The organism is Fibrobacter sp. (genome assembly GCA_024399065.1).
GTDB lineage: Bacteria > Fibrobacterota > Fibrobacteria > Fibrobacterales > Fibrobacteraceae > Fibrobacter.
This window is the reverse complement of sequence record JAKSIB010000060.1, coordinates 1-12107: the sequence shown is the minus strand read 5'-3', so window position 1 is coordinate 12107 and position 12107 is coordinate 1. Positions and strand designations below refer to the sequence as shown.

At 48.3% G+C, this 12107-nt stretch carries 9 protein-coding genes; 4 read left to right on the top strand and 5 right to left on the bottom strand.

All coding sequences use genetic code 11. The features are described 5' to 3' along the window. Positions 1-199: 199 nt before the first annotated feature. A complete protein-coding gene (locus MJZ25_15845) occupies positions 200-1459 on the bottom strand; it encodes a hypothetical protein (protein MCQ2125646.1) in 1260 nt (419 codons plus the stop codon). A 217-nt stretch (positions 1460-1676) separates the two neighbouring features. On the opposite strand from MJZ25_15845, the gene MJZ25_15840 reads away from it, so the two are divergent. Next, positions 1677-3104: a cellulase family glycosylhydrolase gene (locus MJZ25_15840; protein MCQ2125645.1), complete on the top strand. Its 1428-nt coding sequence runs from the start codon at positions 1677-1679 to the stop codon at positions 3102-3104. Between the two features lie 80 nt (positions 3105-3184). Here MJZ25_15840 and MJZ25_15835 read toward each other — a convergent pair whose 3' ends face one another. From MJZ25_15835 to MJZ25_15820, 4 genes are all read right to left on the bottom strand, one after another. Then, entirely contained in the window at positions 3185-4594 is a 1410-nt protein-coding gene (locus tag MJZ25_15835; protein MCQ2125644.1) for a hypothetical protein, read from the bottom strand. Continuing rightward, positions 4595-7363 carry a TIGR02171 family protein gene (locus MJZ25_15830; protein ID MCQ2125643.1) on the bottom strand — a complete coding sequence of 923 codons (2769 nt, stop codon included), beginning with the start codon at positions 7361-7363 and terminating at the stop codon, positions 4595-4597. 64 nt (positions 7364-7427) lie between these two features. Continuing rightward, positions 7428-8156: a transglutaminase-like domain-containing protein gene (locus tag MJZ25_15825; protein ID MCQ2125642.1), complete on the bottom strand. Its 729-nt coding sequence runs from the start codon at positions 8154-8156 to the stop codon at positions 7428-7430. A gap of 13 nt (positions 8157-8169) precedes the next feature. Continuing rightward, complete coding sequence (locus tag MJZ25_15820) at positions 8170-10152, bottom strand: hypothetical protein (GenBank protein MCQ2125641.1); 1983 nt, start codon at positions 10150-10152, stop codon at positions 8170-8172. Between the two features lie 36 nt (positions 10153-10188). On the opposite strand from MJZ25_15820, the gene MJZ25_15815 reads away from it, so the two are divergent. Genes MJZ25_15815 through rdgB form a run of 3 tightly spaced genes read left to right on the top strand, consistent with a single transcriptional unit; the run spans position 10189 to position 11978 of the window. Continuing rightward, positions 10189-11130 (top strand): tRNA-dihydrouridine synthase family protein, encoded by a 942-nt coding sequence (locus tag MJZ25_15815; protein MCQ2125640.1) that lies wholly within the window; start codon positions 10189-10191, stop codon positions 11128-11130. 27 nt (positions 11131-11157) lie between these two features. Continuing rightward, a complete protein-coding gene (locus MJZ25_15810; protein ID MCQ2125639.1) occupies positions 11158-11349 on the top strand; it encodes a TM2 domain-containing protein in 192 nt (63 codons plus the stop codon). Continuing rightward, complete coding sequence (rdgB, locus tag MJZ25_15805) at positions 11349-11978, top strand: RdgB/HAM1 family non-canonical purine NTP pyrophosphatase (protein MCQ2125638.1); 630 nt, start codon at positions 11349-11351, stop codon at positions 11976-11978. The genes MJZ25_15810 and rdgB overlap by 1 nt, the downstream gene beginning before the upstream one ends. Positions 11979-12107: the final 129 nt, after the last annotated feature.

Sequence of the window (12107 nt, the reverse complement as noted above, 5' to 3'; positions counted from 1 at the left end):
CACGACGTGCGCGAGGAACGTCATCCCCCAGCTGCAAAATGATGACACGCAGAAGCTCCGCCAAGCGCTTGTACTTGGAGGTTTCCTTAGTGGCGAGAAATTTCTTTTCAGAAAACATATAGCTAGATCCTTCGCTCCGCTCAGGATGACACGTGGGAGGAAATCATTTTAGAGACCAGGCTCGAGGTACGAGGTTCGCCTATTGCGCAGCGGGAATGTGTTCGGCACCTTCGGCGGCCATGTTCTTGTCCATCTGAGTGCGGGTCAAGGCATTCACAGCTTCGGTCAGGCGGTCGATAGACTTGATCAGTTCGTCCATCTTGGCTTCGCTGACACCACCCACGATAGCTGCGGCGGCCTGAGACTTGATGTCAGCTGCTGCACCGGCAACATTCTTTGCGGTGGTGGATTCAGGAACCTTGCCCAGCCAGATATCGGGCCAGCGGTCGTTACCGGAATGATAAGTGATACGGGCAGCAGATTCCACCGGTTCACCAATCTTCCACATGTAAAGTTCGTAGTCGAACATGTCGTGGTCGTGGCCCTTGTCGGTTGCACCCCACACAAGCCACTTGCCATCAGGAGAAATACGGGGGAAATATTCATGACTGCGGCGGCCCGGCAAATCCATCAAGCGAACGTTCTTGGGAATACCGAAGAAGCCCACCTTTTCCACCTGCTTACCATCCTTTGCGGAGAACCACAGGATTTCGCTGGGGGCTGCGGTACCACCGTTTCCAGTGGGATTCACACGATAGAGCTTGCTACCATCAAAATTCCAGTCAATCTGGCAGCCGTCACCGGACTTGGTCCAGCTATTCTTTGCCAAATCCCACACGCCAGTTTCACGCATAGAACCGCGAAGAGTAATTGCCAAATGCTTGCCATCAGGACTCATGTTAGGTTCCTGAAGAATTACGCCGGACTTGTTGAAAGCCTTTTCGCCATCAAGGACCAATGCTTCCGCCTTGGAAGCCAAGTCCATAGTAAAGACCTTGCCTGCACGACTAAAGACAATAGTTTTACCATCGGGGCGCCAGGTACCCCAGGTTGCATTTTCCACAACCTTTACCTGGTTTGCGCCATCAATATCCATGGTCCAGAGTTCCCATTTCTCCGGGTAATTGGCATCGTTTTCGGGAACCCAACCGCCCTTACTGCGGTTGAAGAGCACCTTAGTACCATCGGGAGAGATACGGGGGAACCAGTCCACGTTATCGCTGTTGGTCAAAGCGTGGGCTCCGGTACCATCGGCATTCATGAGCCAAATATCGTGATGAGAATTTGCACGGCTGGTAGACCAGGCGATAACACCTTCCACCTTACCCTTCAAGGCATCCAATGCCTTCTGTTCGTCGGCAGTAGGATCCACAGCGGCACCCGTGGGGGCGCCCTGCTGAGCGAATGCGGAACAAGCCAAGGCAAAAGCGGAAACCAATGCAAATTTCTTCATTTTCATAAAAACCTCAAAAACAGGCAATATTACCGAAGAATATTACCAAAATTCTTTAAAAAGATAGCAAGAACCCATTAAAAAACAGGACAAAACATCCCACATCGTCCAAAAGAAGATGATTTAGAACACATTTGTTTCTTTCCGTAAACACCAAAATACTTACATCACGTACTCCTAAAGGTTTATGAATATATCTTTTGAAAAAAAAATGAGGATGTTTATGAAGTTTTTATCTATTCCCGCTCTCGCCTGCGCCATGACCCTGGGTTTTGGCCTGGCCTCCGCACAGACCATCACCCCCTCCCGCGTGGGTCCCGTTAGCCAGTATGGTCAGCTCATGACCGGCAAGAACTCTGCCGGCGAAGGTCGCATTTACGGTTCCTGCCAGGGCGTCAAGGACGGCGCCGAAGTCCAGGTCCGCGGTATGAGCCTTTACTGGAGCCTGATGCCCCAGGCTGTAGAATACTGGAGCGAAGAAGGCGTTTCCACCATGGTAAGGGACATGAACATCCAGATTGTTCGTGCAGCTATGGCAACCGGTAGCGAAGACTGGAACGGCGAATACAACGGCCAAAAACTCCAGGGTTACGGAACAAACCCGAGCCTTCAAAAGAACTTGATGAAGACCGTGGTAGAAGCCGCCATCAAGAACGACATTTACGTCATTATCGACTGGCATTCCCACGAAGCCACATCGCAGACTGATGCTGCAAAGGGATTCTTTGAAGAAATGGCCAAGACTTACGGCCAGTACGACAACGTGATTTTCGAAGTATTCAACGAACCCACAGACATCGCCTGGGACAACATTAAGAATTACGCAAACCAGGTTATTTCCACGATCCGTCAGTACTCTGACAACCTAGTTATTGTGGGCACCCGTTCTTGGGACCAGCATCCGGAAGAAGTTATCGGTCAGGAAGTCAACGACAGCAAGAAGAATACCGCCTATACCTTGCACTACTACGCCAACAGCCACTGTGTCAGCGGCAACTATGACTGGGGTGGAAGTTGCGAAGGCGCCAACGGCGAAAAAGCAATCAAGGCAGGCCTTTCCATCTTTGTTTCTGAATGGGGAACTGCCGACGCCAATGGCGGTGGCAACCCGGACCAGGGCAAGAATTCCCAGTGGCAAACATTCATCAACAAGTACAAGCTTTCCTGGGCTAACTGGTCAGCTTCCTACATTAGCGAAGGCACCGCAGCTTTCGCCAGCGGTTCCAACAAGAATAGTCTCCAGTACACCACATCCGGTAATTTGGTCAAGGGTTATCTTGCAACCAACCCCACTACCTACACTGCATGCGCAACTGGCGGCTCTCAGCAGGGTGGTCAACAGCAGGGTGGCGACCAGGGCGGTCAGCAGCAGGGCGGCGACCAGGGCGGTCAACAGCAAGGTGGTCAGCAGCAGGCTATCAACAGCTTCGTTCCGGCATCCGCTCTTAGCGTAACCTTCAGCGGCAAGGCTCTGGAAATTTCCGGTGTTAACGCAGCCGACGTTGAACTGTTCGACCTGAAGGGCCACAAGCTCATGAAGATTGACGGTGTTGTTGGTACCCTCTCCTTGGCATCCCTCCCCCAGGGCATGTACATGGTGAAGGTCAGCAGCGGTTCTGCAAGCAAGGTGCAGGCTATCAGCATCAAGTAATTTCTAGCCTGAAGTTGCAAACAACATCCATTTAATTTGAGAGAAAAAAGAGCGTCCGGCGAGAAATCGACGGACCTTTTTTAATTTCGGTCAAGCACAACAAAGTAGTCGTCTCTGTAGGCGAATTTCCATTCTGGCATTTGTGATAGCAGCGAGATGAAATTTTCCCAGCGTGCATAGTAGCGGATTGGCAAAATCACGCGATCGATTTGGTTTTGCTTTGCATACTCCACAAAGGTTGCGGGATTCTTCGCAAAGTTCAAATACTGTTCAAAAAAATCTGCAGTCTTTAAAATAAAGCGTCCATCAATGTACGTGGAATCGGAAGGATTCACGAAGGCCAGGTAACCGCCCGCACGATCGTCATTGAAAAGCCTTCCATCATGAGGATTGACCTTCATCCATTCCGCGGCAGCCACAGGCACACGTTGAGATGAAACCATAGTCTTGTCATAAGCAAGCAAAGACCTGCCCCACAAACCAAGAATGAAGGCTACCACAACAAGGCTAGCGTACTTGGCAAATGGCAATTCCGGAATCATCGGAAGTACGACAGTGAAAAATACCGGCAAGAACAACACAAAATTTCTTTCTGCCACCAAAGCCAAGATTGCAGTGGTGCAAAGTACAATCTGTTTGAGAATACGATTTTCAGCGTGCAAGGCCTTATTCTTAATCATCCCTACAAGCTGTTTTACAGCATAAGCCAAGCCAGTCAAAACGCATGCAAGCATTAGCAAAGACGTCCAGAAATTTTCCCCACCCATAAGTAGTGTCAATGGCGACCGATTCTCAGCAATTTCCTTGGCAAAAATAGTGGCAGAGGGACTCAAACCTACTAAGCGGTTTAACAACTCGAAGGGATAAGCCGCTAACAACAAGCCGTCGCTATGCAAGAACGGCATTCCAAACATGGCAAGAACAAATAACGCCAGCAAAGCTAGACGATCAAGGTTGTTCCTATCAAAATATGCCGCGACCGTTGCAATTCCAAAAATCGGCCCCAGAATATACAGCCCCTGGCATCTGCACCAAATCCACTGGAGGCACAAGATTCCTATTGCTCCCGCCCAACGTTTTTTGGTGTCATCATACCCCTGGGCTAGCCAAGGAAGAACATTCCAGTAAACACCCAGGAAAAGTAAGCTGAATACAACGGGGCGCATTTCAAACTGGTAGCGGAAAACAAAAACCATCGCCAATGCGACAACCATCGCAATTTTTGAGAGTTTCGCTCCACGTAAAAAAAGAAGGAAGACAAGACCCCACAACAAAGCCTTGAAGGCGACCAACAAAGGTGCTCCACCAATATCGTAGATTGCGACAATGGTCTGCTGGAAAAATTCATGGACATTGACAACAGGCTCCCTTACCGGAGTCCATGTGGTCACCCATTCCCTCGCACAAGCCAAATGCCACCACACGTCCGTATCAGTTAACGGAAATATGGCAAACAAAATAGCGGCAACAGGAACAAGAAAATGAAGCATTTATTTCCAGGATTTCAGCAGGGAATCCAATCTTTCTGTAAAATGAGCCGCACCTTTAGAGCACAAATGATCGTAGTCCAAGGCCATATCGTCAGTATAGTCATGATCACCGAAATTATTTTCATCCATCACCTTCACGTGCGGATATTTCTCGGACATTTTCTTGTAATGATCAATCGTTTCCTTTGCCACGCTTCTCTGTAAGCCGTGTCTACCAAAAGAGCCTGTTTCTGCATAGCTAGGAGACTGTGGATAAATAGCCACAACAATTTTCACATCTTGATCGGCGACGCGTTCAATGAATTCATCCAAGGAATCCATCACAGCATTGTAATAATCCATTTCCTTTTCAGAAAACACGGAATCACGATCCACTTCATTTCCTTTCCATCCCCCAGATTCCGTGTGAAGAAGCCCCATGGTGTTCACGTACGATTCCAAATCTTCATCAGAATAGTCCATGTATTCATCTACCATAGAGACAAAATATTCCGGCAAGCCTTCTTTCCAGAAATCATGATTTCTATCAAAGATATAGCCGTTAGCCTGATCAAAAACAGATTCATCCCTAAAGGCCGAAGAATTGTTCTGCAAATCCGGCGGAAGTTCAATCAGTAGAACTTTCAAGTTCTTTGCATGGTTCATGATATAATTTTCAACCAAGTACAATTCGCCCCAAAGTTCACAACCAGAGTAGCCATAGTTAAATGATTTATAGGATGTCAAGAGCAAAGGATCAAAGCCACGTTCCGTTCGAGAAGAGCCCACAGCATACAATTCTATGGAATCCTTCATATCCCAGAACATACGCATTTTCACCTTCATGATTTGTTCACTGGTTGCTGCGAAAATATCATAATACACCCCTGCACTGTCAGGAGAAAGCAAAACATCTTCCGATGCCAAGGTACTCTGTTTTATCCAAACGCAAGGATGCCAAACCTCGTCTCCATCCACCAGAGTTTCGTAAGAGCCGTCTTCCGTATTTAGCAAAACAATTTTTGTATGCGCGTTATTGGTATTTGTCAAAGACGCCGTTGCAAGTCCCGATGTTTCCGTCAACTTCGTTGTATCGCCGACAGTCCATTCCGAATGGTCAAAAGTAAAACCACTAGGAGCCTGAACCGATCTAACAAGTTTTCCATTTTCATCAGCAATAAAGATCCTTTCGTGAACATAATACTTTGATCCCACAAAGTCCTTTCCCGTAGAAGAGGCAAAATCCAGGAACATGCTATGCTTCACCGTGCCTTTACCGAGGCTTACATTACAGGCCTGTTCTTCGTTGTACCAAATGTCATCTGATGCAGATTCCATTACCGTAGAATTCTCGTCGGCAACACGGGCCCTCAGCAGACGCGCACCAGAAACAGCCAATTTATTGTCGCTGCTGACGCCTCCGTGGTACGCCCCATCGAAAAGTTTCTGAGGCTCCCCAAAAGTCCCACCGGAAAAAGACACTTGCCAAGTACTTGCTGACTTAAACGATGCATCATCATTATTGGTTCCGGCATCTGTCACATAGACAATCACCGTATCGCCATCAGGAAGAACGCGCCAGCGGGGAATCGCTGCAGATTCCACATCCAGCTTAACAAGATTGTCTCCTGCAGCATTCAGCTTTCGTACATACAAGTCTGATTTACCTGGCAAACCTTCCGCAACGGTACAGAAAGCAACCCATTTACCATTGGGAGATATTTCAGGATGGTACGAATTTATGGTATCCGAGATTTCTTTAACAGAGAGACTGCCCAAGGAATAGTCAATAAACGCAATATTTCCGGTCATGTCATTTCGGAAGGCCAACTTGGTTTGGAGAGTGCCCGTCATTTCCTTTACGGCAGCGGAGCCCGCCACAGCAGTCACGTTGCTGTTTGACGCGGAACCATCAGAAGACAACCAGGTAGGATTGGGAATCTTGCCAAAGGCCAGACGGAAGCCCACGTAGTAAAAGGTATTTACCGAGGTAACGGGATAAACATCTAAACGGGAAAGGTAAGAAATGCTTTTAGCCTCGTTACGGAAACTGCCACCTTTCACAACACGTTCACCAAAGGTGCCCCCATCGGTACCGCCCATGTAATTGGAGATAGTTGTATCACGGAAATAACCCAGCCAGCCATCAACCCATTCCGCCACGTTGCCGGCCATATCGCATACCCCAAGGTAGTTCGCAGGCTGAACACATACAGAATGTCCAATAAAGCCGGAATTTTCCGCAGTCCAGGCTCTTCTTGGTTTCCAGCCAGGTTGCGCAGCAAAAACCCATTCAGCCTCAGTAGGCAAACGGAACCCCTCGACATCCGTCAGGAGCTTGAGACCATCAAGACCTACACAATGACCTTCTTCATCAAATTTTGACGAGTAATAGGTATACGCCGTATCAAAGCCTTCTCGTTTACTATAGATATTCGCATAAAGGATTGCATCATAGTAAGTCATGCCTGATGCAGGATAATCCTCTTCTTCGCAATAAACTGTCGTTCCGGTTCTAGCCATAGCGCGGTTATAGTCCGTGCAGGTCACCTCATGTTTACCTATGAAATAATTGTAGGTAAACTCGACATTCATCTGAGTACGTTCTTTGGGAGCAGCGTTTTTTTCCTTCTTTCCGAGAGTTACGCTTTGCCCATCAGCCTTGATATATACAAATCCTTCAAGATCATAGAACTCATCAAGAGCAACATGATTTCTTGATGAATCGCAGGCGCTAAAAAAGCAAGTAAAGAAAACTGCCAAAAATATGTTCAGTAGTTTCAAGTACACAAAACACTCTCGCGGGTCCCTAACCTAACCCATGCATAATACTTTTCAAATTTAACAAAAGCATTTATAGACGAGATTTGGCCACAGCCTGGTTCGCGCTAATTCCTGGATATTCCGGGAAAAATTCTTCCGCCATTCGGTACCATGTCAAGGCCCTGTGAACATCGTTATCCAAATAGGTGTTACCCATATTGAACGCAGCAAGGCCAAATAATTGGGCAGCACTTAAGGGCTTTAATTCAAAACCGGTCCACGGCCCGGATTTATACTTTTCGCGATATTCATCATCCGTGTAGGAAAATCCTTCGCGATTGGGTTCCAAGTTTACACACAAGCTATCGCCCGTTTCATCGCAATGGTATTTCAGAAAAACATGGCCAGGCAAAAGAATCGGCTGAACCGGAATTTGACGCGCTTCAGCAACCATCATGGCTAACCAAACAAGCCCCATGCAGCCGGAAGTTCTATTCTGCAGAACTTGCAACGGGAGAATAGATTCCCGAGTAACAGCCTCTGCCCCGGGGCCTGCAAATTTGATGTTCCATGAATTCCAAAGAAGCGATTTGAAAGCTTCCAAAGTATCACGGCCGGCATTCAGTTCCCCATCAAAATAGGCAAGACCAGAACGCCAGTCATCTAGGGAATCCAGGCAGTTGATTTTTTGATTTTCAAAAGCACAGGCCATTTCTCGGTAGGATTCAACTTCTGTACGGCCGCTCCAAAGAACTGTAAACAACGCTACAGCTAGAACTGAAGCAAACACCGGCCAAAAAAGTTTCTTTACCCACCTCATAAATCAACTATGCTTATTGCAGCTTATCCCATTCCATGGGAGACTGCCAGAAATCGCGGGCGGTCATCATGTAGATCACGAGGCGCTTGCTCTGCATATCCTTCTTCATTTTCATCATGCGGCTGCGAACGCCAGGGCCGCCGCCCCAGCTGGTAGCCACCTGAACATCAAGACCAGTAGCGTAAGCGAGCAAGGAGCCCGGGCCGCCGCTCTTCTGGTCCACAGATTCGAACACGCCTGTAAAGGAGTCGCCCATCAAAAGGATGGGAGCGTTCTTGCCGCCCTTGTAGGTTTCGGTGCCCTTGTACACCTTCATCACGTTCAAGGTATCTGCGGGGTACTTGGCTTTTTCGGAATCCGGCAAATGTGCCACCAGGTCACCTTCGCGAAGAGTGTTGGTTTCCTGCAGGTTCAAGGATCCAGGCTGTGCGCCGGATTCTTCGTACCAGCTATATTGCGTAACGCGGCTAGCCAGAAGTTCCATGGCGGCAAGTTCGCCAGGCAGAGCCCAGTGGGTATCGTAACGCTGGAAGCTATAATGAGGCGGTTCGTCGCCGGCCTTGGCGGCCATCAATGCAGGGTAAATATCCAGCACATCGATTCCTGCTTCCAGGAGCTCCTGGGTAAAGGCGCGTCCTTCAGGATTGACGCACAGGTCTGCCGCAGTACCCGGGACAATCTTTTCACCGTAGATTTCTTCCTTCACGGGGACAGGCACTACCAAAAGCTGAATGCCAAGGGAATCCAGATACTGCTTCAATTCTACCATACGGGGCAGCGGGTTATGGAGGCTGTCCTGTGCGCTGATTTTATCAGAAAGCAAGTAATTGGCATTGCGACGGAACCATAGGAAACCTCCTTCCACCTTATTGCCATTGGCATCTACTTCAGCCCAAGCATTCTGTTCCTTGGGAAGCTTCGCCATTTGTTTGGCGAGGGACTTGCGGAATGCAGCCGTAGCTTCGTTCGCAGGGCAAGAGCCCTTCACTGAATTCAGGGTTTCCAAACGGAACGTAGAAGTGGTATCCAAATGACGATCCACAGGAATCACTTCGCCGGAATTTGCCAAGGAGTCTGCAACATGCTTAGCACGGATAGCTTCTTCGCTCATACGGAATGCAGGAACTTCAAAACCGATCCACATGGGAGTACCCATGGGGTTTCCGCGCATCACGGCAAAAGGCTTACCGTTTTCCCAAGGAGCGCCAGCAGTGTGAGGTTCCAAGTCCGTATTCAAAGTCGGGTACCAGTAGGAAGAAAGTGTGCGAGCCCAGTTCATGGCGTCGTCAGCATTCATTTCCCCAGTCAGGTAGTAATTGAAAATTTCAGCTGTTTCACCGTAGGACTTATAGTTCAAGCGACCATAGAAAGGTGCGCGACCAGTCCATGCTGCAGGAGTAACTTCAACCCACCACTCCACGGAACCATCGCTCATGGGAACGCCCCACATACGGGTTACATTTTGGAAGGCGCGAAAAACTTCCGGTTCATCCCACTTTACCGCTTCCACGGAATTCAGTACAATGTTCAGGGAGTCGTTGCCCAACTGAGCGTACATCAACTTGGCAAAGGGCTCCCAGGAAATGGGAGCACGGCCTTCAACAATCGCAGGGCGGTTTGCAGAAAGGGAATCCAGCATAGGGAACGGATAATCGGCAAGGGACGATCCCGCCATCTTGCCTGTATAATTTTCCGGTTTTTCTTCCTTACCAGCCAAGCGGATGGGATTATTGAAATAGGCAGCAAAATCTAAAGCAGCAAGAGTCGGTTTTTCTACCACACGAATCTGCTTATTGTCGGCAACGGTAACCGTTTCAAAATCAGTTTTTGCATCTACGGGAGCCAAACGAGTGGCAAGTGCCGGAGATTCAACCTTGGAATCCGTGGAAACATTCGGTGTACCGCCGGAAGCACATGCGGAAAGTCCAAAAGATACAGAACCGATAAGGGCTACCAAACTAGTTGCGAAAATCTTGCTGCGAGAATTCTTGTTCATAAATTTTAAAATAGCATTTTGTATACTTGATGATGTATGTTGCCCATCTATCTAGCCCCCCTCCAAGGTTATACCGACGTCATTTACCGACAAAATCACGCCAAATACGTGGGCGGAATAAAAAAATATTATTCCCCCTTTGTCCGCGTGGAAAAAGGTGAGGCAAAGGATCGTGATTTATGGGACGTCAAACCCGAGAACAATCTGGGTTATGAATTCGTTCCTCAAATAATTTTCAATGGAATCGAAGAATTCAATATTCTTGTAGATGCTTTGGAAAAACAGGGCCACAAGGAAATTGATTTGAACATGGGCTGTCCCTATCCCATGCAAACTGGGCATGGGAGAGGTTCGGGCATTCTCCCCCACGCCGATATTGTTGAAGAAATTGCAAAACGTATCAATAGTTTGTCAGAAATTCGTTTTTCCGTGAAGATGAGACTGGGTTTGGAAAATCCAGAAGAATCACAAAAAATATTACCGATTTTAAACGACACACACCTCACCCATATCACCATACACCCACGCCTAGGAAAACAGCAATACAAAGGCGCACTGGACGGAGAGGGCTTTCAAAAATTCTATGAAGAATGTAAGCACCCCATTGTTTTCAATGGAGACGTTCTAAGCGCTAGACGAATCAAGGAACTTGAAACAAAGTATCCTAAACTCGCCGGAGTCATGATTGGTAGAGGAATCCTAACCATTCCCACCATGGCTGTAGAATACGAAAATGGTGAAACCTGGAATACAGCCCAGCGAAACAAAGTTGTATGGCAATTGCACCAGGGAATTTATCAACAGTCCAAGGAAATTTTGCAGGATGGCAACCAAATGCTGAACCGGATGCGCTGTTTCTGGGAATACCAAACAGAAACCTTACCATCCAAGTTCCTAAAGCAAATCGCCAAGTGCAAAAGTTTCGCAAACTATGAAAGTTTAATTCCGGAACTTGTTTCCTTCTTCAAGGATTTCTAAATTTACGGACAAAGATAAGGAGGCGCTATGGCCGCTGAAGGTACACACAATAAATGGATTGCACTCGCCCTTTGCATTTTGCTGGGCTATCTTGGATTACATCGTTTTTACGAAGGCAAGATTTGGACAGGCATCCTCTGGCTTTGCACCGCAGGTCTTTGCGGAGTTGGCGTTGTGGTAGACGCTATCCTCATCGTCATGAAACCGGAACATTACTAATGAAGCATCTTTTCGTTATCGCCACTGGCAGCGCAGGCAAGATTCGCGACTTCGCCCACATCCTGGGTACAGACAACTACGAATTCAAGACCCTCAAGGACATCGGTTTCGATGGAGACATCGTTGAAGACGGCGATTCTTTCGCAGCAAACGCCATCATCAAGTCCAGCGTTACCGCCCATTGGCTTGCCGAACGCGGCATCGAAGCTACAGTCCTCGCCGACGACTCCGGTCTGGAAGTTTTCGCAATCAACAGCGAACCCGGCATCTACAGCGCCCGCTATGCAGGTGGCCACGGCGACGATGACGCCAACAACAATAAGCTTCTTGCAAAGTTGCAAGGCATCGAAGACCGCGCCGCCCGCTATTTCTGCGCCCTCTCCTACCAGAAAATCGTACCGGACGCAAACGGCAAGCTGATTGTCTCCGAACCGAAGATTTACGAAGGCGAATGCCGCGGTTCCATCAATCACGCACCCGTAGGCGACATGGGCTTCGGTTACGACCCGCTGTTCGTTCCCAATGGCGAGACCCGCACTTTCGCCCAGATGGAACTGGAAGAAAAGAAGGTGATCAGCCATCGCGGAAATGCAATCCGCGCCCTGTACAAGGACTTGACCAGCCTTTAATTTCTGCGGAAAACATCCGCCCCGCACGACATTCACAGAAACTGCACGACGCGTTAAAAAAAGAGACCCACCGGCGCCGGTGGTTCTTCATATACGGGCGTAGCCCTACAATACTAGCTGCGTGCAAGG